A 21,130-nucleotide genomic window follows, 5' to 3' on the forward strand; every position below is an offset into this window, starting at 1 on the left:
GTCAGTCCTCCACCCGCAGGCCGCGGAAGGCCAGCTGGATGACGGCTTCGGCGATTTCCTCGCCGTCCGTGCCGCGAGGGTCCGGGCGGAACCACTCCACCAGGGAGTTGATCATGCCGAAGAGGAGGCGGGTCGCCAGGCGGGCCTCCACATCCCCGCGCAGGTCGCCCTCCGCGATCGCGGACTTCAGGAGGTCGGCGACCCGGTGGTCGAAGTCGCGGCGGCGCTCCATGGCCCAGCGTTCGGTCCCGGTGTTGCCGCGGACGCGCAGCAGCAGCGTCACGTACGGCAGTTCGTCGGTCAGGACGCGGACCATGCGCCGCGTCACGTATTCGAGCCGCTCCACGGCCCGGCCCTCGCGTGCGCCCTGTTCGTCGAGGATGCCGAAGAGACCGTCGAGCGCGCGGCTCACCGCGCGGCGCAGCAGCTCCTCCTTGCCGGAGACATGGTGGTAGATCGAGGACTTGGAGATCCCGGCCGCCTTGGAGAGGTGCTCCATGGAGGTGCCGTCGTAGCCGCGCTCGTTGAAGACCTGGACGGCCACGGCGAGGAGGGTCTCGGGCGTGTACGTATCGCGCTTGGCGCCGCCTGCCGGGCCAGGCCCCTGGCCCGTCGTGCGGCTTGTCGCGTGGCCGGCCGCCTGGTTCGTCGTGTGGTTCGCCGCCTGGTTCTTCGTGTGGTTCGTCGGTTTCATCGGGAGGACCGCTTCTCATACAGGGCCGCGTGGCGGTGCAGGGCGGGGCTCGGGGCGTAGCAGCCGTCGGACCGGTGACACCGGTGCATGGCCTCGAGGAGATCGCGCACCCAGGGCGAACCGAGCCCCTCGGCCCACTCCAGCGGGCCGAGGGGATAGTTGACGCCCAGTTTCATCGCGGTGTCGATGTCCTCGGCGCTCGCCACACCCTGCGCCACGGCGTCCATGGCGAGGTCGACCAGACGGGCGACCGTGCGCGCCACGATCATGCCCGAGGCGTCACCGATGACGCTGACCTTCTTGCCGAGCTTCTGGAAGAGCCCGATCGCGTACCGCAGGTCGCGTTCCACGACCTCCTGGCCCGGTGCCAGGGCGATCCGCGTACAGCTGCGGTAGTCGAGCGCGAGGTCGAAGAGTATGTGGTCGTCGGGCACCTGGCCGGTGGACAGACTGCCGTCGACGAGGCCGAGTTGGGTGCCGTACGGGAGGGTGATCGTCCCCTGTCCCGGGGAGACCTCGAGTACGTCGTCGAGGTTCACCTTGATCCCGGCCTCGCGAATCAGCTCGGTCAGCTCGGCCGCGGGGCCGAGGTCCGGACGGATCGTGACCGCCTCCGGCGCCTCGCACAGCGGTTCGGTGCGCGGTACGGGCGGCTGCGCCGGCTTGCGGTCCGCCGCGTTCTTGCCGTCCGCCGCGCCCGTCCCGTACGAGAACCAGCCCTGCCCCGACTTCCGCCCGAGCCGCCCCGACTGCACGAGCCTGCGCTGCGCGAGCGAGGGCGGGAACTTCGGATCGTGGTGGAAGGACTCCCAGACGGAGCGCGTCACCGCCTCGTTGACGTCCTGGCCGATCAGGTCCGTGAGCTCGAACGGCCCCATTTTGAAGCCGCCGCTCTCACGCAGGACCGCGTCGATCGTGGCCGGATCGGCCACGCGCTCCTCGTAGAGGCGGAACGCCTCCGCATAGAAGGGGCGCGCGAGGCGGTTGACGATGAATCCGGGGGTGTCGGAGCAGCGGACGGGTGACTTGCCCCAGGCCAGCGCCGTCTCGTACGCGCGCTCGGCCGCCTGTGCGTCGGTCGCGAAGCCGCTGACGACCTCGACGAGCGGAAGCAGCAGCGCCGGGTTGAAGAAGTGCAGACCGACGAAGCGGCCGGGCAGCCGCAGCGCGCCCGCGATCTGTGTGACGGACAGCGAGGAGGTGTTGGTGGCGAGCAGACAGTCGTCGGCGACGGACTCCTCCAGCTCCCGGAAGAGCGCCTGCTTCGCCTCGACGTGTTCGAGGATCGCCTCCACGACGAGTCCGCAGCCCGCAAGCTCGCCGATCGCGCCCGTCGGGATGAGCCGGCCGCGCGCGTCGTCCCGCCTCTCGGGCGTGATCCGGCCCTTCTCGACCATCCGCTCCAGACGGCGGGAGATCACCTCGGCGGCTTCGGCCGCGCGCCCGGGCAATGCGTCATACAGAAATACGGGATGCCCGGCGAGCAGGGCGACATGGGCGATGCCCTGGCCCATCGTGCCGGTGCCGACCACGGCGACGGGTGTGGTGCGGTCGAGTGCTGTCATGTTCGCGATCCTCCCGCACTGAGTTATCCACAGGCCAAGCGGTCCCGTTGTCCACAGGTTCGACGGACCCTCTTGTCCCGACCGATCGTTCGGTTACTCTAGCTCTCGTCGCACGTTCCTGCCCAGCAGCCGTCACACACATCACCGCCCCAGCTCGCCGGTCCGGCGTCGAACCGGCAGGAGGAGGAGTTGGTCTCCATGGCCGCCGCCCAGCTCACCGCACACCAGCTGACCGAGAAGCACAGCCCCACCCTCTTCAAGGCCCTGGACGCGATCGCCACCCGCGCGTACTGGTCCCCGCACCCCGAGCACCCGAAGGCGTACGGAGAGGGCTCCGGCCCGGAAGGAAGCCTGAGCGCGGCCGAGGGCAAGGCCGCCTTCGACGCACTGCTCGGCAGCCGGCTCGACCTGGGCCAACCGGGCACCGACGGCTGGGTGGGCGGCCAGGGCTCCGGCGGTGAGATGTCGCCGTACGGGATCGAGCTGGGCGTCGAGTACCCGCACGCCGATCCGGATGTGCTGCTCCCTGCGATGCGCGCGGCGATCCCGGCCTGGCGCGACGCGGGCCCCGAGACCCGGGCCCACGTGTGTCTGGAGATCCTCGCCCGGATCAGCGCGCGCACCCACGAGTTCGCGCACGCGGTGATGCACACCAGCGGCCAGGCCTTCATGATGGCCTTCCAGGCGGGCGGCCCGCACGCGCAGGACCGCGGCATGGAAGCGGTCGCGTACGCGTATGCCGAGCAGACCCGAACCCCGGCCGCCGCGGACTGGAGCAAGCCGCAGGGCAAGCGGGATCCGCTGAACCTGCGCAAGCAGTTCACGGCCGTACCGCGCGGCATCGCGCTGATGATCGGCTGCAACACCTTCCCCACGTGGAACGGTTATCCGGGCCTCTTCGCCTCCCTCGCCACCGGCAACCCGGTCCTGGTCAAGCCGCACCCGCGCGCGGCGCTCCCGCTCGCGCTCACCGTGCAGGTGGCGCGCGAGGTGCTCGCCGAGGCGGGCTTCGACCCCAACCTCGTCTGCCTGGCCGCCGAACGGCCAGGCGAGGGCATCGCCAAAACGCTCGCGGTGCGCCCCGAGGTCCGGATCATCGACTACACCGGCTCGACCGCCTTCGGCGACTGGCTGGAGACCAACGCCCGCCAGGCGCAGGTCTACACGGAGAAGGCCGGCGTCAACACCGTCGTCATCGACTCCACCGACGACTACAAGGGCATGCTCGCCAACCTGGCCTTCTCGCTCTCCCTCTACAGCGGCCAGATGTGCACCACCCCGCAGAACCTGCTGATCCCCCGCGAGGGCATCACCACGGACGCGGGCCCCAAGTCCTACGACGAGGTGGTCACCGACCTCGCCGGCGCGGTCTCCGGCCTCCTCGGCGACGACGCCCGCGCCAACGCGCTGCTCGGCGCGCTGGTCAACCCGGACGTCAAGTCCCGCCTCGACGCAGCGCCCGGACTGGGCGAGGTCGCCCTGCCCACCCGGGAGGTGACGAACCCCGAGTTCCCGGGCGCGGTGGTCCGTACGCCTGTGATCGTCAAGCTCGACGGCACCAAGCCCGATGCCGAGGCCGCGTATCTGAACGAGTGCTTCGGCCCGGTCTCCTTCGCCGTCGCCGTCGACTCCTCGGCCGATGCGGTGGAGCTGCTGCGGCGGACCGTGCGGGACAAGGGAGCGATGACCGTCGGCGCGTACACCACCTCCGAGGAAGTGGAGCGCGCCGTGGAGGAGGCCTGCCTGGAGGAGTGCGCCCAGCTCTCGCTCAACCTGACGGGCGGGGTCTACGTCAACCAGACCGCCGCGTTCTCCGACTTCCACGGCTCGGGCGGCAACCCGGCGGCGAACGCCGCACTGTGCGACGGGGCGTTCGTGTCGAACCGCTTCCGGGTGGTGGAGGTGCGCAGGGAGGCATAGGGGGCGTCCGGCCCCCTCACCCGCGGCGCCTCATCCTCACTGTCACCTCACGTGAGCTGGTGCCCGGCCGACCAGTGGAACAGCGTCATGCCGACGCTCGTCGCCAGGTTGTAGCTGGAGACCTGCGGACGCATCGGCAGCGCGACCAGATGATCGGCCCGGGCGCGCAGCTCGGGCGAGATCCCGCTGCGCTCCGAGCCGAAGGCGAGCAGCGCCTCGTCGGGCAGCGCGAAGGAGCGGATGTCTTCGCCCTCGGGATCGAGGGCGAAGACCGGCCCTTCGGGCAGCTCCGGGACGTCCAGGTGCTCCACGGCCGTCGCATAGTGCAGCCCGGCCGCCCCCCGTACGACGGTGGGATGCCATGGATCGAGCGTGCCCGTGGTCACCACGCCCGTCGCCCCGAACCCGGCGGCGAGCCGGATCACGGCCCCCGCGTTGCCGAGGTTGCGCGGACTGTCGAGCACGACGACCGGCGCGGTACGGGACGGGGCCGACAGGGCCGCAAGCTGCGCGGTACGCGAAGGGCGCACCGCCAGCGCGGCGGTGCGCGTCGGATGCAGCCGGGGGACGAGAGCGCGCAGCACATCCTCGGGTACCGGCACAGCCCGCTCGGCCAGCTCACCGGCCACGTCCGGGGCGAGCTCCGCGGCGAGCCCCAGTGCGCCGTCCGGGTCCGAGGTGAGCACCAGCGGGATCTCGGCGCCGAAGCGGAGGGCGTGCTTCAGGGCGTGGAAGCCGTCGAGGAGGACGCAGTTGTCGGCGGCGAGGGCGCGCCAGGCCCGTACGGCCCGCTCACCGCCGCCGCTCTCGGCCTTGCTGGTGCTCATGGCGAGCAGCCTACGCGCGGGCGTGCTCCGTACCGTCCTGCTCCAGGTGGCCGCCGTCCCCGTCGCCCACGGCGGCAGCCCGCTGCCGCGGCAGCTTCGCGTACCGGCGCGGCAGGATCCCCTCGTACAGCACCCGCGAGGAGAAGCGGCCGAGACGGCGCAGGAACGACGTCGGCAGGAAGACCGCGTCCGCCGCGATCATCGCGAGCGAGAAGAACGGCAGCCCGAGCAGCACCGCGATCGCCGCATGCTCGCTGATCATGGCCACGAGCAGCACGTTCTTGACCCGCCGGTTGAACAGCGTGAACGGGAAGGCGACCTGGACCACGACCGTGCCATAGGTGATCAGCATCAGCGGCAGGGCGTAGGAGGCGAGCAGTTCGGAGAGGGCGGGCCAGGGCGAGAAGTAGTCGAGGTGCAGCGGGTAGTGCACCGCGGTGCCGTCCTGCCAGCGGCTGCCCTGGATCTTGTACCAGCCGGCGGTGGCGTAGATCAGACAGGCCTCGGCCATGATCACCACGAGTGCGGTGTTGTGCAGCAGGTTGCGGACGATGTCCGCGAGGATCCGCGGCTGCTCATCCCCGTACCGTCGGATGCACCAGCTCAGCGCGGTGCCCAGCCACACAGCCCACAGGAGATACGGGACGACCGGCCAGTTCCACGGCAGCTCGGTGTCCCAGTCGAATTTGCCGGTGAGCGAGGCGAAGACGAGCACCGCACCCAGCGCGGACCACAGGGCGGGCCCGATACGGTCCACCCCGCCGGGCTCGCGGCGCGCGCGGCGGGCGTCGAGCGACCAGACGCGGCCGCACTGGGTGAAGACCAGGTAGATGGACATCAGGTGGATGACGTTGTCGCCGCCGTCGCCCATGAAGACGCTGCGGTTCTGCAGCGACAGGACACCCACCATGAACAGCACCGACATGGTGCGGGTGCGCCAGCCGAGCAGGAGCAGGGCGCTGGAGAGGACGGCGAGGAAGTAGACGGCCTCGAACCAGCCGCGCCCGGAATCCCACATCAGCACGGTGAACGCGTGGTTGTCCGCGATCAGCTGCTGCGCCATGTCCCAGCCCCAGGGGCCGTCGGGGCCGTAGAGCTCGTGGCGGTAGGGGATTTCGCGCAGCAGGAAGAGCAGCCAGGTCAGCGAGAAGCCGATCCGGATGATCGCGCTCTGGTACGGGCCGAGCGCGGCTCCCGTCACGCGCAGCACGCCGTCGGCGAGGGATCTGCCGAGGCGGGCCAGGGGGCCGGTGGGCTCCAGGGGGCCGGTGGACTCCAGGGGGCCGGTGGGCTGGGGTGCTGGGCGGGGCGCGGGCCGCATGGGGCTCATCGGGCGCTCACCTCGCGGTCGCGGGACGTGATCGTCCACCAGGGCAGTACGCGCCGGGACGGCTCCGAATCGACCTTCTCGTCACTCCACTGAGGCGGCTGGACGACGGTCGTAACCGAGCGCAGCTGGATGCGCTCGACGGTCCCCTCGATCTGTGCACGCTCGAAGCGGAGGACGGCGATCCGGCGCAGATAGCGCTCGGAGAGGTCGCCGCGCAGGCCCGTGGAGACGTTCTCGCCGGTGTGCGAGCCGACGAAGAAGTCCCAGGCCCGGCGCAGTTCGTTCTGCTGGCTGTGGCTCGGCACGATGTTGTGCCTGATGGCGGCGCCGTCCTGCGCCGAGAGGTTGATCCAGCCGGTCTCGCGCAGCTTCCCGCCCTCGGAGCGCACCTGGGCGCGGGCATGGACGGCGACGTTCTGCTGCAGCGGGTTGGGGGCGAACAGCTTCCAGTTCTGCTCGAACTCCGGGTACATCCAGCCGTCGATCGCCTCTCCGTACTCCTTGGAGGCGGTGTTCGACGGGGCCACATGCAGGAACACCATGCCGAGGTGCACGGCGCCGAAGACGGCGACCAGGGCGAGGACCAGGGCGGCGGCCAGCTGATAGGGGAGGGTCAGGGCGGTGAGTCCCGTGGCGCGGGTGGTGGGTGTGGTGGGTGTGGCCGGAGTGGTCCCGAGATCGGTCCCGGTGGGGCCGGCCGGGACGGGGTCGAGGTCGGCGACCGGGGCGGGGGCGGGGGCGGGGTGCTCGGCGGGGGCCTTCCCGTCCTGGTCCCCATCCAGATCCCCGGACAGTCCCCTCCCTCCCGGGGGCCGAGCCCCTTTCAGGCTATCGGTCCCCACTGACAACGCCGGCCGCGTCGCACCCGCATCCGCACCCTCTTCGCCCGCGTCCATTCCGCCTTCGTCCGCGTCCATTCCGCCCCGATCCCCATCCGCCGCTGCCGCCGTCCGAGCCGCCACCTCTGCCGCTACGGGTCGGAACGGTACTCAGCGGCGGTGGCCACGCACAGCCGTCGTGACTTATCCACAGCCTCGTTATCCACAGGCTTGACACCCTACGGGCGCCGGTCCCACCATGGAAACCAAGCGAACCGAACGATCGGTCGGTAGATTGATCAGGGCAAGCGCGGCCGCCGCGGAAGGCGACCGGAGTGATCGAGCGCCGAGGCAAGGGGGCCGGGCATGGCGACGGTGACAGACGCGGGACAGGCGGCGCAGGACGCCACCCGCACAGCGGCGTTCGACGCGGCCGTGGCCGCGGACGAGCGCATCGAGCCGCGGGACTGGATGCCCGATGCCTACCGGGCCACTCTCGTGCGCCAGATCGCCCAGCACGCGCACTCCGAGATCATCGGCATGCAGCCCGAGGCCAACTGGATCACCCGCGCCCCCTCGCTGCGCCGCAAGGCGATCCTGATGGCCAAGGTGCAGGACGAGGCGGGCCACGGCCTCTACCTCTACAGCGCGGCCGAAACCCTCGGCACCGGCCGCGAGGAGCTCCTCGACAAACTGCACGCGGGCCGCCAGAAGTACTCCTCGATCTTCAACTACCCCACTCTGACCTGGGCCGACGTCGGCGCGATCGGCTGGCTCGTGGACGGCGCGGCGATCACCAACCAGGTGCCGCTCTGCCGCTGTTCCTACGGGCCGTACGCCCGCGCGATGGTGCGGATCTGCAAGGAGGAGTCCTTCCACCAGCGCCAGGGATACGAGCTCCTCCTCACCCTGAGCCGCGGCACCGAGGCACAGCACGCGATGGCGCAGGACGCGGTGGACCGCTGGTGGTGGCCCTCGCTGATGATGTTCGGCCCGCCGGACGACGAGTCCTCGCACTCGGAGCAGTCCATGGCCTGGAAGATCAAGCGGCACTCCAACGACGAGCTGCGCCAGCGCTTCGTCGACATCTGCGTCCCGCAGGCGGAGGCGCTCGGCCTCACCCTCCCCGATCCGGACCTGAGGTGGAACGAGGAGCGGGGGCAGCACGACTTCGGGGCCATCGACTGGACCGAGTTCTGGGATGTCCTCAAGGGCAACGGCCCCTGCAATGAGCAGCGGATCACCCAGCGCCGCAGGGCCCATGACGAGGGTGCCTGGGTACGGGAGGCGGCGGCCGCACACGCCGCGAAGCACGCAGCACGTACGACGGAGCAGGAGGCGACGGCATGAGCGGGGACTGGCCTTTGTGGGAGGTGTTCGTGCGCTCGCGGCGCGGGCTCTCGCACACCCATGCCGGCAGCCTGCACGCACCGGATGCGGAGATGGCGCTGCGCAACGCACGCGATCTGTACACGCGGCGCAGCGAGGGTGTCTCGATCTGGGTGGTACCGGCCACCGAGATCACCGCTTCCTCTCCGGACGAGAAGGACCCGTTCTTCGAACCGGCCGCCGACAAGCCGTACCGGCACCCGACGTTCTACGAGATCCCGGACGGGGTGAAGCACCTGTGACCACGCCCGCCCCCACCGCGGCCACTCCCGCCGTGCCCACCACCGCCGTGCTCGCGCTCGGTGACGATGCTCTGGTGCTCTCGCACCGCCTCGCCGAGTGGGCGGGCCATGCGCCCGTCCTGGAGGAGGAGGTCGCGCTCGCCAATATCGCGCTCGACCTGCTCGGCCAGGCCCGCGTCCTGCTCTCGATGGCGGGCGACGAGGACGAGCTCGCCTACCTGCGGGAGGAGCGGGCCTTCACCAACCTCCAGCTCGTCGAGCAGCCGAACGGCGACTTCGCCCACACCATCGCCCGCCAGCTCCTCTTCTCCACCCACCAGCGTTTCCTCTACGAGGCGTTGACGGACGACGAGGTGTTCGGACCGCTGGCCGTGAAGGCGGTCAAGGAGGTCGCGTACCACCAGGACCATGCCGAGCAGTGGACCCTGCGGCTCGGCGACGGAACCGAGGAGAGCCGGGAGCGGATGCAGCGCGGGCTCGATGCGCTGTGGCGGTTCACCGGCGAGATGTTCCGCCCGGTCGAGGGCCTGAACGTCGATGCGCAGGGGCTGGAGGCGCGCTGGCTGGCCTCCGTCACCGCGGTGATCGAACGTGCCACCCTGACCGTGCCCGAGGGCCCGCGGACCGGTGCGTGGACGGCGGGTGCGGGGCGCGAAGGCCTGCACACCGAGCCGTTCGGGCGGATACTCGCCGAGATGCAGCATCTGCACCGCAGCCACCCGGGGGCGACATGGTGACCGCCGAACGGGAGCACACGACAGCCAAACCGCAGCGACAGCTCACCGCCGCCGAGCAGCGGCTGTGGGAGCTGGCGGGCGCGGTGCCCGATCCCGAGCTGCCCATGGTGAGCCTGCTCGACCTGGGCATCCTGCGCGATGTCCGGATGCAGGCGCCGGGGCGGGTACGGGTCGAGATCACCCCCACCTATACGGGCTGCCCGGCCGTCGAGGCGATGTCCGCGGACATAGAGCGGGCCCTGCGCGCGGAGGGTCTCGCCGAGGTGACCGTGGAAGCGGTCCTGGCCCCGGCCTGGTCCACCGACGACATCACCGCGGAGGGCCGGCGCAAGCTCGCCGAGTCCGGGATCGCCCCGCCGCGTTCCCAGCCGGCCGGCGGCGGTCCGATACCGCTGAGTCTCGCCGTGCGCTGCCCGCACTGCGGCTCCACGGAGACGGAGCTGCTGAGCCGCTTCTCGTCCACGGCCTGCAAGGCGCTGCGGCGCTGCGTCAGCTGCCGTGAACCCTTCGACCACTTCAAGGAGTTGTGATGGGAGCGGCTGCCACCTCCCGTTTCCACCGTCTGTGGGTGACCGCGGTCGACCGGCTCACGGACGACTCCGTCGCCCTGACGTTCGCGGTGCCGCCCGAGCTCCGCGAGGAGTACCGCTTCGCACCGGGCCAGCACCTGGCGATCAGACGGTACGCGGAGGACGGCGCCGAGATCCGCCGTACGTACTCGGTGTGCTCGCCCGCGCTCGGTACGAGCGGGCCCGCCGAGGTGCGGGTCGGGGTGCGGCTGGTCGAGGGCGGCGAGTTCTCCCCGTATGCGCACAAGGAGCTCGCCGTCGGCGATGAGCTCGAAGTGATGACGCCCGCGGGCCGGTTCATCCTGGAACCGCGGCCCGGGCACTTCGCGGCGGTCGTCGGCGGCAGCGGGATCACCCCGGTGCTGTCCATCGCTTCCACGCTCCTCGCGCGCGAGCCGGAGGCCCGGTTCTGTCTGATACGCAGCGACCGCAGCGCCGCCTCGACGATGTTCCTGGAGGAGGTCGCCGATCTCAAGGACCGTTATCCGCAGCGGTTCCAGCTGGTCACCGTGTTGTCGCGGGAGGAGCAGCAGGCGGGGCTGCCGTCCGGGCGGCTCGACGAGGAGCGGCTGACCGGGCTGCTGCCCGCGCTGCTGCCGGTCGGGGAGATCGACGGATGGTTCCTGTGCGGGCCGTTCGGCCTTGTGCAGGGCGCGGAGCGTGCGCTGCGCGGGCTCGGTGTGCGGCGGGCGCGGATCCATGAGGAGATCTTCCATGTGGACGCCGCTCCGGCGCCGGTGAGTTCCCTGCCGACGCCCGCGCACAGCACGGTGACGGCACAGCTCGACGGGCGGGCGGGGAGCTGGCCGGTGCAGGACGGGGAATCGCTTCTGGAGACCGTGCTGCGCAACCGTCCGGATGCCCCGTACGCCTGCAAGGGCGGTGTGTGCGGCACCTGCCGGGCTTTCCTCGTCTCGGGTGAGGTGCGGATGGACCGCAACTTCGCGCTGGAGCCGGAGGAGACGGAGGCCGGGTATGTGCTGGCCTGCCAGTCCCATCCGGCCACGGAGCAGGTGGAGCTGGACTTCGACCGCTGAGTCCGGGGTTCTGCCGTTCCGTGGGTGAGACCGGGGTTCCGTGGGCTTCGGCATTCCAATCCGCTAGAACCTGTTCTATCTTGACGCTCCGTCAGTTGACGGGGTCCACGTTCCCGGGCGCCGTCGTTCAGAGCCGGCGCACGGGAGGACAGGCGTGGACTTCGACTTCACCGAAGAGCAGCAGGCGGCCGTCGAGGCGGCCAAGGCCGTCTTCGCCGGGGTGGACCTGGACGCGGTGCCGAGCCCGGCCCTCACCGCGACCGCGGTCGCGGAGGACTTCGACCGTGCGCTGTGGGCGAAGCTGGCGGATGCGGATCTGCTGAGCCTGCTGCTCTCCGAGACGTATGACGGCGCCGGGCTCGACGCCATCGCGCTCTGCCTGGTCCTGCGCGAGTCCGCGAAGGTGCTCGCACGGGTGCCGCTGCTCGAATCCAGCGCGGCCGCCAAGACACTGCAGAAGTACGGAGGTATCGAGGCCAGGGAGAAGATCCTGCCGGATGTGGCCCGCGGGAGCGTCGTCCTGACCGTCGCCGCCAACGGCCGCACCGGCCACGACGGGGCCGAACTCGCTGTCTCCGCCCGTGCCGACGGCACCGACTGGGTGTTCGACGGTGTGCAGACAGGGGTGCCGTGGGCGCAGAGCGCCGACTACACGGTGGTCCCCGCGCACACCGCCGAGGGCCGCTCCGTCCTCGCGTTCGTGCCCCGTGCGCAGGAGGGGGTCAGGTACGCCGAGCAGTACTCCACGTCCGGCGAGCGCCATGCCGAGCTCCGCCTCGACGCCGTACGGATCCCCGCCGCCGACGTCATCGACGACGGCGCCGCCTGGGAATCGCTGCGGCAGCTGCTCGCCACCGGCACTTGTGCGCTGGCGCTCGGGCTCGGTGAGGGCGTGCTCAGGATGACCGGCGAATACACGGGCAAGCGGGAGCAGTTCGGCCACCCGGTGGCCACGTTCCAGGCGGTGGCCGTGCAGGCCGCGGACCGCTATATCGATCTGCGGGCCATGGAGGTCACGCTCTGGCAGGCGGCCTGGCGGATCGCCTCCGGAGCGGGGGGCAGCCTGCCCGTCGACGGCGATATCGCCGTGGCGAAGATCTGGGCCTCGGAGGGCGTGCGCCGGGTCGTCCAGACCGCACAGCATCTGCACGGCGGCTTCGGCGCCGATACGGACTATCCGCTGCACCGCTACCACGCCTGGGCCAAGCAGCTCGAGCTGTCGCTCGGACCGGCCGCGGCACACGAGGAGAAGCTGGGCGAACTGCTCGCGGCGCACATGCTGGGCTGAGCACGGGCGCCGTCCCGGCCACCCATGCCGTCCGGGCCACCCATGCCGCCCGGGGCTCCCGTGCTCCCCGGACTCCAGTGCCCGCCGTGCTCCCCGGCCCCCGGACTCGTCAGATGACGGAGCCCGGCTGCCCCTTCTCGTCGACGACCTGGCGGCCCGCCGCGTGCCAGGCCTGCATGCCGCCGTCCACGTTCACGGCGTCGATGCCCTGCTGGACCAGATACATCGTGACCTGCGCCGAGCGTCCGCCGGAGCGGCAGATGACGTTGACCCGGGCATCCTGCGGGGCCGCCTCGGTCAGCTCGCCGTAGCGGGCGACGAACTCACTCATGGGGATGTGCAGTGCGTGCGCCGCATGTCCCGCCTGCCACTCGTCGTCCTCACGGACGTCGAGCAGGAAGTCACTCCCGGAGAGGGAGTCGACGCCGACGGTGGGCACACCAGAACCAAGAACCATGCCCTCGACGCTACCGGACCGCACCACGGTCTCCCGCCGGACGGTCCCCCACCGGGCGGTCCCCCACCTGGGCGGCTCGCCTCACCCAGGCTGCTGGCTCAGCCCCGCCAGCTCCGTCTCGCGCTCGCCGACCTGGGCGAGCAGCTGATCGGCGATCTGCTCCAGGAGACGGTCCGGATCATCCGGTGCCATCCGCAGCATCGACCCGATCGGGCCCTCCTCCAGCTCACGCGCGATCGCGGAGAGCATCTCCTTGCGCTGCGCCAGCCACTCCAGGCGGGCATACAGCTCCTCGCTCTCGCTCGGCTGCTGCGAAGGCGGTACGGGACCGGCCGCCCACTCCTCGGCAAGCTCACGCAGGAGTGCCTCGTCACCGCGGGCGTAGGCGGCGTTGACGCGTGAGATGAACTCGTCGCGCCGGGTGCGTTCCTTCTCGTCCTGGGCGAGGTCCGGGTGGGCCTTGCGGGCGAGGTCGCGGTAGAGCTTGCGGGCCTCGTCGCTGGGGCGCACCCGCTCCGGCGGGCGCACCGACTGCTCGTTGAGCATCGCGGCGGCCTCGGGGGAGAGGCCGTCGGTGTCGATCCAGTCGTTGAACAGCTCGGAGACCTCGGGCATCGGCAGCACCTGGGCCCGCAGCTCCTGCGCCCGCCGCAGATCCTCCGGGTCCCCGCTCCGCGCGGCCTTCGCCTCGGCGATCTGCGCGTCGAGCTCTTCGAGCCGCGCGTACATGGGCCCGAGCTTCTGGTGATGCAGCCGGGAGAAGTTCTCCACCTCAACCCGGAACGTCTCGACGGCGATCTCGAACTCGATCAGCGCCTGCTCAGCGGCCCGCACGGCCCGCTCGAGCCGCGCCTCGGGCCGCTCCGGCGCGTCATCGGGCGAGGAAGGCGTGGGTTCGGCAGCATCCGGGGTCGTCACCCACCCAGCCTAGGCCACGAGCCGTCTGTGCCGCCGCGGCGCGGCACCGCGCCGAGTGGTCCGGCGACTGCGGCCGGGCGGACCGAGCGACCCGAGCGACCCGACGGACCGAGCGACCGGACGGACCGAGCCCCGGCAGTCACCCCGTCATACCCCCACCTCCGCCGCGATCCGCCCCTCCCGCACCGCCGCCGCCAGGACCGCGTGGTCCGCCTCCGTGCGGTTTGCATAGGCGCCGGCGAATGCGGCGACCGCTTCGTCGAGTTCGTCCGTCTTGCCGCAGTAGCCGGCTATCAGGCGGGGGTCCGCGCCGTGGGCGTGCGCGCGGGCCAGGAGGGCGCCCGTCATGCGGGCGTAGTCGTCCAGCTGGCCGTCGGTGAGCTCGGCGGGGTCGACGCTGCCCTTGCGGTTGCGGAACTGGCGTACCTGGAACGGGCGGCCCTCGACTGTGGTCCAGCCGAGCAGGATGTCGCTGACGACCTGCATCCCCTTCTGTCCCAGCACGACACGACGGCCCTCGTGGTCCACCTCGGGGGTCTTGAAGCCCGCCACCGGCAGATGCGGGATGAGAACCGAGGGCCGGGCCTCCTTGACCTGCAGGATCAGCGGCTCGCCCCGGTGGTCCTGGAGCAGCACGACATACGAGCGGGTGCCGACCGAGCCCGTGCCGACCACGCGGAAGGCCACGTCCTGGATCGCATGTCGGGCGAGCAGCGGCAGCCGGTCCTCGCCGAGGCTCGCGGCGTACTCCTCGAGCGAGGCCGCCACCGCCGCCGCCTCGGCGTCCGGCACCCGACGCAGCACCGGCTGCGCGTCGACGAAGCGCCGGCTGCCGTCCTCCAGTGCCTCGGTGGACTTGGCCGCGAAGCGCCCGCTCGTGTTACGGCGGGCCTTGGCCGCGACCCGCTCCAGGGTGCCGAGCAGGTCGTGGGCGTCGGTGTGCGAGACGAGTTCCTCGTCGGCTATGGCGTTCCAGGCGTCGAGCGCCGGGAGCTTGGCAAGGAACCGCATCGTGTGCCGGTACGCCCCCGCCGCGTCGGCCGCCGCCTCACGGCAGGTGGCCTCGGGCACGCCCGCCACGCGCCCGGCGACCACGAGCGAGGTGGCGAGCCGCTTCAGGTCCCATTCCCAGGGGCCCATGACGGTCTCGTCGAAGTCGTTGAGGTCGATGACGAGGCCGCCACGGGCATCGCCGTAGAGTCCGAAGTTGCCCGCGTGAGCGTCACCGCAGATCTGGGTGGCGATGCCCGTGACCGGGGTGCGCGCCAGGTCGTACGCCATGAGCCCGGCCGAGCCGCGCAGGAACGCGAACGGGTTCGCGGCCATCCGGCCCACCCGCAGCGGGGTCAGCGCGGGGATGCGGCCCGCGCTCGACTCCTCGACGGCCGTGAGCGCGTCGGGCCGGCCCGGTGCCGGGGCGAACCCGGCGTGCTCGGCTCTCGGGATCTGCTCGCGCAGCGCCTTGCCCTGGCGCTTCGGCGAGTCGGCGGACGGCCACTGCGCAAAGCCGGGCACCCGCGGAATCCGCGCGCACCTCCGTGCCTCCGTGCCTGCCTCCGCACGCGCACCCGCGCCTGCCTCCGCACGCGCACCCGCGCCTGCCTCCGCACGCGCACCCGTGCCTGCCTGCGCACGTGTGGAGGCGCGTGTCTCCGTCTCGGTCACGACGGACCCCTCCCCGCTGTCCCAGGTCCGCCGTACGCGGACATCGACTGCCCAGACCGTACGCCCGAGCGGCGAAGGCCGTCAGGGCCTGTGGACAACTCCACAGGCCCCGACCCACGTACGGCGCCCCGCGCTCACCCCTTCGAGGCCCGCCACTCCGCTACATAGTCATCGAAGATCGCCCGGAGGTGGTGGCCGATCTTCAGGTAGTCGAGATCGTCGAGGTTGGCGAGCGAAGCCCGTACCGACCACTCGGGCCCGTCGAAGCCGCCGCCGTTGAGCAGCACCACCCCGGTCTGCTCCGCGAGCCGGAACAGCGGGTCGACGGGCTCGTAGTTCTTCTGCAGGAACGCCGCGAACTCCTGGCCGTGCTCCCGCTCCGCCTCCGCGAGCAGATCCAGCTCGATGTAGTAGCCCGCTCGCTGCGCGTCGTCGGCGATCTTCATCCGGGCGCCTTCCAGCAGCAGATCGAGCCGCTGCCGCACGATCTCGCGCAGCCTGAGTTTGTAGGCCTGGCCCTCGTCGAGCATGTCGAACAGCGAGAACAGCGAGATCATCACCTGCTGCGGCAGCGAGAGTCCGGCCGTGTGGTTGAGCGCGACCTGCCGGGAGTCCGCGACCAGCCGGTCGATGAACTTGATCTTCCCGGGCTCCAGTGTGAGCGACCCGTAGCGCTTGTCGAGCCGCTCCTTCTGCTCCTGCGGGAAGGCGGCGATCTGTTCGTCGAGCACGTTGTCGTCGTTCAGGCCGATGACGCCGATGCGCCAGCCGGTGCACCCGTAGTGCTTGGAGTAGGAGTACACGAGGAGGGTGTTGCGGGGCAGGTCGGCGGCGATGGACCGGAAGCCCTCGACGAAGGTGCCGTAGACATCGTCCGTGACGATGACGAGGTTCGGGTTCTTCGTCGCGACGATGTCCGTGATCTGCTCCACGACCCGCCGGCTCAGCGCGAGGGACGGCGGGTTGGAGGGGTTGACCAGGCAGAGCAGTCTGATCTCCGGGTCCGCGAGCTTGGCGACCTCCTCGGTGGGGTAGCGCCATTCCCGTACACCCTGCTCGGCGAACATGCTCGCCTCGATCAGCGTCACATCGAATTCGTAGGTGTCGAGTTCGGGGATCTCCAGATACGGGGTGAAGACCGGCACCATGAGCGCGATCTTGTCGCCCTTCCGGAGCAGCCCGTTCTTCATCAGGGAATCGAAGATGTAGCACATGGCGGCGGTGCCGCCCTCGGTCGCGAAGAGCGAAAGGTTGCCGGCCGGCGGCCGCTTGTCGAACATCTCGTCGGCGAGATACCCCTGGATGACCTTCTCGGCGTGCGGCATGATCCGGTCGGGCACCGGATAGTTGTCGCCGATCGAGCAGTCGGCGAGCTCGTGCACGAAGGCGTCCTTGTCGAAGCCGAACCGGTCGAGGGCGTGCTCCACACACTTCTGCAGCAGCTCGACCCCGTCGAGGTCGCGGTGCTTGCGCACGAAGGCGTCGAACCGGTCTCCTGCGCCCGCCTTCTCGGGCATCCCGCCGAGGTTGTCCGCGGTCCACACGCGGCGCGACTCGTGGAGGGCGAAGTAGCCGAGCGCGTGGAAGGCTTCGCGCGGCCCGGTGGCCACCCAGTTCGGGTTGCCGCGCCCGGCGTTGAGCATCTGCACGGAGGACTTGCCCCGGTGCCCGGACGGTCCGTCCTGAACCTGCTGGGCGAGCTCGATGAAGACGTTCTTCAGCTCGAACGGGGACAGCTGCGCGTACTTACTGATCTGTTCGCGGGTGAGGGTTCTCTTCGGCATGACGACTCCTTGTCGGATGCGGGGCCGGCGACTGCGGGGTGACCAGTGGTGAAACCGGCGATGGCGGAGGACCGTTGGTGAGACGGCGATGGCAGGGGACCAGTGGTGAAACCGGAGTGATCAGTGGTGCAGCAGAACGATGACGGCGCCCCAAATGGTCAGGAGCACGTTCCCGATGGCGTACGGGACGGTGTAGCCGAGCGTCGGAACCTGTGACCGGGACTGTTCGTTGATCGCCCCGATCGCGGCCGTGGTGGTCTGGCCGCCCGCCAGGACGCCCATCAGGATCGGGAAGCGGATCTTCTGGATGTGGTGGCCGACCAGGAACCCGACGAGCAGCGGCACCACCGTCGCGACCGCGCCCCACAGCAGCAGCCCCCAGCCGGCGCTGGACAGCCCGGAGGTGAAGCTCGGCCCGGCGTTCAGGCCGACGACGGCGACGAACAGACAGAGCCCGAGCGTGTCCATGAACCACTGTGCGCCCGGCGGTACGTTGCCGAAGGTCGGGTACTTGCCGCGGATCCATCCGAAGACCAGGCCCATGATCAGCGCGCCGCCCGAGGTGGACAGGGAGATCGGCACACCGCCCGCGGTCAGCGCGGGGATCCCGATGCAGCCGCCGAGGAAGATCCCGAGCCCGACCCAGATCATGTCGGTCGCGAACGACGTGGGCACCGGCTTGCCGATCGCCGTCGCCGCCGGGTCGACAAGGCGCCTGGGCCCGGTGAGGACCAGGGTGTCCCCGCGTTCGACCTTCGTCGCGAGGCGGTACGGGAACTCGGCCCCCGAGCGGTAGAGCTTGTCGATGTAGACGCCCACCATGAACGGCTCGCCGCGCAGCTCGGCGATGCTCTTGCCCAGTTGCTCCTTCTCGGACGCGATGACGTGCAGCGTCTCGGTCTGGTAGCCGAGCAGTTCCACGTCGTCGGCCTCGGGACCGATATGCGTACGCGCGTCGTAGCCGACGAGATCCCCGCGCAGCGCGCTGACCGCGACGATGTCGCCGTCGGCGAGCACCCGCTGCTGATCGTGTTCGAGCACCTTGCCGCCGCGCCGCACACCGGTGAGGTAGATCCGGCGGCCCAGCGCCTTCTGCTGGTCCTCGAAGTCCTGCACGGTGCGGCCCACCACATCGGGCCGCCGCACGGTGTACGCGCGCAGCACCACCTCGTAGTAGCCCTCGCCGAGATCGGGGTCGCCGGAGGGCACGTCCAGTTCGGCGGCCAGCCGGGCGGATTCCGCGGCCAGGTCCCTGCGGTAGAGCCTGGGGAGGATGTTGGCGAGCAGGATCGCGCAGAGGATGGTGCCGAGCGGGTAGCAGACCGCGTAGCCGACGGCGACGAAGTTCTGCTCGTCCTTGATCTGGTCGGCGGACAGGCCCGGCAGGCTGCCGATGGCGTCCTGTGCGACACCGATCACCGCGGACTGGGTCAGCGCCCCGCCGAGGAGCCCGGCGCTCAGCCCCGGCCCGTATCCGAGCATCCAGACGAACAGCCAGGACACCAGCAGGCCGGTCACGCAGACCACGACGGCGTTGACGGCCTGCGGGATGCCGTCCTTCTTCAGGCCCTGGAAGAACTGCGGTCCGACCCGGTAGCCGAGGGCGAACAGGAACATCGTGAAGAACAGGTTCTTCACGGTCCCGTCGATCGTCACCTCGAACTGCGCGCCGAACAGCAGCCCGACGATCAGGCAGCCGGTGACCGCGCCGAGCGCGATCGCCTTCCAGCGCAGCTTCCCGAAGAGGAAGCCGATCGCCACGGTGAGGAACACCAGGAGCTCGGGGTGGGGCTGGAAGATGTTCCGGTCGAGGAAATCGATCACGTCTGGGCCCCCAGGATCCCGACAAGGAGCGGACCGGTCAGCGGCAGCAGGAAGTTGGAGAGGGCGTACGTGATCGTGTAGCCGAGCATCGGCACGGAGCTCTGTGCCGTCTGGGTGACCGAGGTGATCGCGGGCGTGGAGCACTGCTGGCCCGCGATGGCGCCGATGAGCAGCGGGCTCTCGATCCGCAGCAGCTTGCGGCCGACGAACAGCGAGATCGTGGCGGGGACGAGCACCATCGCGATCCCGGCGAACGGCAGCAGCGCCCCGTACTCCTTGAGCAGCGGCCAGGCCTGCGGCCCGGAGACCAGGCCGGTGCAGGCGATGAAGACCGCGAGCCCCATGTCCTTCAGGGTGGTCGCGGCCTGCGGCGGGAACGCGCCGAAAGTCTGCCTGCGGGAGCGGAACCAGCCGAAGAGCAGCCCGGAGACGAGGCAGCCGCCGCCGGTACCGAGCGACATCGGCACATCACCGAAGCGGACGACGAGCTGGCCGAGCAGTGAACCCGCCGCGATGCCGAGCCCCAGATAGATGAAGTCGGTGGCGTCGTTCCTGACGACCGCACCGATCTTCGCCGTCAGTCTGCCGAGGCCCGAGCGGGCTCCGGTCAGGGTCAGGACGTCACCGCGGTGCACCACGGTGTCACCGTTCGCCGGCATCACCTGGTCACCGCGCAGTACCTCGGTGATGTACACACCGTCCCTGATGAACTCCGGGTGGTCGGCCAGGAGCTGGTCGAGGCTCTTGCCGTGGGTCGCCTTCTCGGTGACGGCGACCTGCGTGGTCGCGAGCGGCGAGTCGATGCCGGGCACGCCGGGTGTCTCGATGCCGATGGCTCGTCCGGCTTCGATGACGTTGCCCCGCCGGCCCACGACGAGGACCAGGTCCGACAGCGTGAGGGCGAGATCCGGCTCCGGCGTGAGGAGCTTGCTGCCGCGTTTGATCTGCTCGACGGTGATCCGGCCGTTCATGGACCGCTCGAGTTCGCCGACCGTACGGCCGTCTGCGGCGGTCACCAGGTATGTACGCCCGACGAGCCCCGGCAGCGCGGGCCGCTCGTCGGCTTCGAGGGAGGCGGAGCCGCCGCGCATCCGCTCCCACAGTTCGCGGGAGGCCTGACGCAGATCGATCCGGAGCAGCCTGGGCATGATCTGACTGGTGTAGAGGACGATCGTGACCAGGCCGAAGAGGTAGCAGACGGTGTACGCGGTGGCCACATGCCCCTGGTACTGGGTGATCTGGTCCGGGGTGAGCCCGTCGAGCTTGCCGATCGCCTCGGTGGCCGTGCCGACGACCGCGGATTCGGTCGCGGCGCCCGCGAGGATGCCGGAGGCGGTGCCCACGTCCAGGTCGAAGGCCTTGGCGAGGGAGATCGCGATGCCGAGGACGCAGACGACCTCGATGGCGCAGAGCGCGAAGAAGCGCAGGCTCCTGCGGTTGAGGTTCGCGAAGAACTGCGGGCCCGCCATGTAGCCGAGCGCGAAGATGAACAGCGCGAAGAACACCGTCTTCACATCGTCCGAGACCGAGGCCTTCGTCCACGCCCCGAGCAGCAGGGACACGATCAGCGTGCCGCAGATGCCGCCCAGGGTGATGGGGCCGACGCGGATCCTGCCCACGAGGTAGCCGAGGGCGAGCGAGATGAAGAGCGCGAATTCCGGATGGTCCTTGATGACGCCCATGGCACCTCAGCGCTGGTACGGCGTGCGGGCGCACACCGGAGTGGCGCGGAGCGGCATATATCCCATATGCGGAAGATATGCGGGGGCACGGAAGGCGGCGATGCGACGGCGCCGTTCGGGTGCCGTTCGAGTGCGTTCCGGGTGCGATTCGGGTGCGATTCGAATGCCCTCACGGCCGGGGTGCCGGGCGGGCGGCGATTTCACGTCAGGCCGACCGGAGAAGAGGCCGCGGGATGCGGGACGTTCGGTTCCATTTCCGAGCACATCCGCCTGGATCCGACCATCGATTTTCGGCCTCCCTTCGGCCAACAAGGTTTGGCGGGAACCGTGTTGATCTAGTGTCGGGCTCCGGTCGTATGGGCGTTCGGTGTCAGGGAAGGGTTC

The 21,130-nt window shown here is 70.5% G+C and carries 18 protein-coding genes; 7 read left to right on the plus strand and 11 right to left on the minus strand.

What is annotated here, in order from left to right; all coding sequences use genetic code 11:
• Position 1: 1 nt before the first annotated feature.
• Together ACLF6P_RS01655 and ACLF6P_RS01660 are read right to left on the minus strand one after the other, a co-directional pair.
• Complete coding sequence (locus ACLF6P_RS01655; RefSeq protein WP_415947471.1) at positions 2-694, minus strand: TetR/AcrR family transcriptional regulator; 693 nt, start codon at positions 692-694, stop codon at positions 2-4.
• Positions 691-2,259, minus strand: a complete 1,569-nt coding sequence (locus ACLF6P_RS01660; RefSeq protein WP_415947472.1) for a 3-hydroxyacyl-CoA dehydrogenase — start codon at positions 2,257-2,259, stop codon at positions 691-693. The genes ACLF6P_RS01655 and ACLF6P_RS01660 overlap by 4 nt, the downstream gene beginning before the upstream one ends.
• 198 nt (positions 2,260-2,457) lie before the next feature.
• Between ACLF6P_RS01660 and paaN the strand changes: the two genes are divergently transcribed.
• Positions 2,458-4,179 (plus strand): phenylacetic acid degradation protein PaaN, encoded by a 1,722-nt coding sequence (gene paaN, locus ACLF6P_RS01665; RefSeq protein WP_415947473.1) that lies wholly within the window; start codon positions 2,458-2,460, stop codon positions 4,177-4,179.
• A gap of 47 nt (positions 4,180-4,226) precedes the next feature.
• Here the strand turns inward: paaN and ACLF6P_RS01670 are convergent, their stop codons facing one another.
• From ACLF6P_RS01670 to ACLF6P_RS01680, 3 genes are all read right to left on the minus strand, one after another.
• Positions 4,227-5,006, minus strand: coding sequence for a TrmH family RNA methyltransferase (locus ACLF6P_RS01670; RefSeq protein ID WP_415947474.1), 780 nt, complete (start codon positions 5,004-5,006; stop codon positions 4,227-4,229).
• Positions 5,007-5,016: 10 nt separating this feature from the next.
• Entirely contained in the window at positions 5,017-6,249 is a 1,233-nt protein-coding gene (locus ACLF6P_RS01675) for an HTTM domain-containing protein (RefSeq protein WP_415947501.1), read from the minus strand.
• Between the two features lie 83 nt (positions 6,250-6,332).
• Positions 6,333-7,253, minus strand: coding sequence for a DUF5819 family protein (locus ACLF6P_RS01680; protein WP_415947475.1), 921 nt, complete (start codon positions 7,251-7,253; stop codon positions 6,333-6,335).
• Positions 7,254-7,520: 267 nt separating this feature from the next.
• Between ACLF6P_RS01680 and paaA the strand changes: the two genes are divergently transcribed.
• The 6 genes from paaA to ACLF6P_RS01710 all read left to right on the plus strand — a co-directional run bounded on the left by paaA (position 7,521) and on the right by ACLF6P_RS01710 (position 12,416).
• Positions 7,521-8,504 carry a 1,2-phenylacetyl-CoA epoxidase subunit PaaA gene (gene paaA / locus ACLF6P_RS01685; RefSeq protein ID WP_415947476.1) on the plus strand — a complete coding sequence of 328 codons (984 nt, stop codon included), beginning with the start codon at positions 7,521-7,523 and terminating at the stop codon, positions 8,502-8,504.
• Complete coding sequence (gene paaB / locus ACLF6P_RS01690; RefSeq protein ID WP_415947477.1) at positions 8,501-8,785, plus strand: 1,2-phenylacetyl-CoA epoxidase subunit PaaB; 285 nt, start codon at positions 8,501-8,503, stop codon at positions 8,783-8,785. Before paaA ends, paaB begins: the two co-directional genes overlap by 4 nt.
• Entirely contained in the window at positions 8,782-9,522 is a 741-nt protein-coding gene (gene paaC / locus ACLF6P_RS01695) for a 1,2-phenylacetyl-CoA epoxidase subunit PaaC (protein WP_415947478.1), read from the plus strand. Before paaB ends, paaC begins: the two co-directional genes overlap by 4 nt.
• A complete protein-coding gene (gene paaD, locus ACLF6P_RS01700) occupies positions 9,516-10,052 on the plus strand; it encodes a 1,2-phenylacetyl-CoA epoxidase subunit PaaD (RefSeq protein ID WP_415947479.1) in 537 nt (178 codons plus the stop codon). Before paaC ends, paaD begins: the two co-directional genes overlap by 7 nt.
• Positions 10,052-11,128, plus strand: coding sequence for a 2Fe-2S iron-sulfur cluster-binding protein (locus tag ACLF6P_RS01705; protein ID WP_415947480.1), 1,077 nt, complete (start codon positions 10,052-10,054; stop codon positions 11,126-11,128). Before paaD ends, ACLF6P_RS01705 begins: the two co-directional genes overlap by 1 nt.
• 154 nt (positions 11,129-11,282) lie before the next feature.
• Positions 11,283-12,416, plus strand: coding sequence for an acyl-CoA dehydrogenase family protein (locus ACLF6P_RS01710; protein ID WP_415947481.1), 1,134 nt, complete (start codon positions 11,283-11,285; stop codon positions 12,414-12,416).
• A 109-nt stretch (positions 12,417-12,525) separates the two neighbouring features.
• Here the strand turns inward: ACLF6P_RS01710 and ACLF6P_RS01715 are convergent, their stop codons facing one another.
• From ACLF6P_RS01715 to aspT (ACLF6P_RS01740), 6 genes are all read right to left on the minus strand, one after another.
• Positions 12,526-12,873, minus strand: a complete 348-nt coding sequence (locus tag ACLF6P_RS01715) for a rhodanese-like domain-containing protein (RefSeq protein ID WP_415947482.1) — start codon at positions 12,871-12,873, stop codon at positions 12,526-12,528.
• A gap of 81 nt (positions 12,874-12,954) precedes the next feature.
• A complete protein-coding gene (locus ACLF6P_RS01720; RefSeq protein ID WP_415947483.1) occupies positions 12,955-13,791 on the minus strand; it encodes a J domain-containing protein in 837 nt (278 codons plus the stop codon).
• Positions 13,792-13,938: 147 nt separating this feature from the next.
• Positions 13,939-15,456 carry a DUF2252 domain-containing protein gene (locus tag ACLF6P_RS01725; protein ID WP_415947484.1) on the minus strand — a complete coding sequence of 506 codons (1,518 nt, stop codon included), beginning with the start codon at positions 15,454-15,456 and terminating at the stop codon, positions 13,939-13,941.
• A gap of 134 nt (positions 15,457-15,590) precedes the next feature.
• On the minus strand, positions 15,591-17,240 hold the full coding sequence (locus ACLF6P_RS01730) for a bifunctional aspartate transaminase/aspartate 4-decarboxylase (protein WP_415947485.1): 1,650 nt from the start codon (positions 17,238-17,240) through the stop codon (positions 15,591-15,593).
• A 120-nt stretch (positions 17,241-17,360) separates the two neighbouring features.
• The gene (gene aspT, locus ACLF6P_RS01735; protein ID WP_415947486.1) at positions 17,361-19,064 is read right to left on the minus strand and encodes an aspartate-alanine antiporter; all 1,704 of its coding nucleotides are present in this window, start codon (positions 19,062-19,064) and stop codon (positions 17,361-17,363) included.
• Entirely contained in the window at positions 19,061-20,746 is a 1,686-nt protein-coding gene (gene aspT / locus ACLF6P_RS01740) for an aspartate-alanine antiporter (RefSeq protein WP_415947487.1), read from the minus strand. Before aspT (ACLF6P_RS01740) ends, aspT (ACLF6P_RS01735) begins: the two co-directional genes overlap by 4 nt.
• Positions 20,747-21,130 lie beyond the last annotated feature (384 nt).

Origin of the sequence: Streptomyces lothianensis (genome assembly GCF_047779955.1) — a bacterium.
In the GTDB taxonomy this organism is placed as follows: domain Bacteria; phylum Actinomycetota; class Actinomycetes; order Streptomycetales; family Streptomycetaceae; genus Streptomyces.